The following is a 523-nucleotide window of genomic DNA, read 5'->3' as shown; positions in this document are numbered from 1 at the left end:
GAGCTGTGCGCTGCTGCCATGCGTGGCGATGCCGAAACGGCACGTGCCATCCATGAAAAGCTGATGCCGGTCAATAACACCCTGTTTATCGAATCCAACCCCATTCCTGTGAAATGGGCTCTGCATGAAATGGGTCTGATGCCAGACGGTATCCGTCTGCCGCTCACCTGGCTCAGCGAAGCCTGTCACGAACCGCTGCGTCAGGCCATGCGCCAGTCCGGCGTATTGGTTTAATTGAGGAAGCATTACGCAATGAAGCGACTGGCCGGACTTTCCGCACTAGCCTTGATTATCTCCAGCACCAGTGGTTGCGGTTGGCTATGGGGGCAAGATGGTTACTTCCGCGATCGCGGCAGTGACTATCTGGAAGCAACCCAGACCGCACCGATGCAGGTGCCTGCCGACATCTCCAACACCAGGCGCCTGGATCCGCTGCTGCCGATCCCTCGCAACGTGGCTGACAGCACCGTGAAGGGCGAGTACAAGGTGCCTCGTCCGCTGCCTCTGTCGGTAGCCTCCGAGT

1 protein-coding gene and 1 pseudogene are annotated in these 523 nt (G+C 58.9%); both read left to right on the top strand.

Annotated elements, in window-relative coordinates; genetic code table 11:
* A partial coding sequence (locus NRB16_RS29255; RefSeq protein WP_257107618.1) for a dihydrodipicolinate synthase family protein occupies nt 1-234 on the top strand: 234 nt, incomplete at its 5' end.
* A gap of 18 nt (nt 235-252) precedes the next feature.
* Nucleotides 253-523, top strand: a pseudogene (locus NRB16_RS29250) (hypothetical protein); the annotation flags it as partial.

Origin of the sequence: Pseudomonas sp. LJDD11 (assembly GCF_024584215.1) — a bacterium.
Lineage (GTDB): Bacteria > Pseudomonadota > Gammaproteobacteria > Pseudomonadales > Pseudomonadaceae > Aquipseudomonas.
The sequence above is the reverse complement of the archived record's forward strand: the minus strand, read 5'-3'. Positions and strand labels throughout refer to the sequence as shown.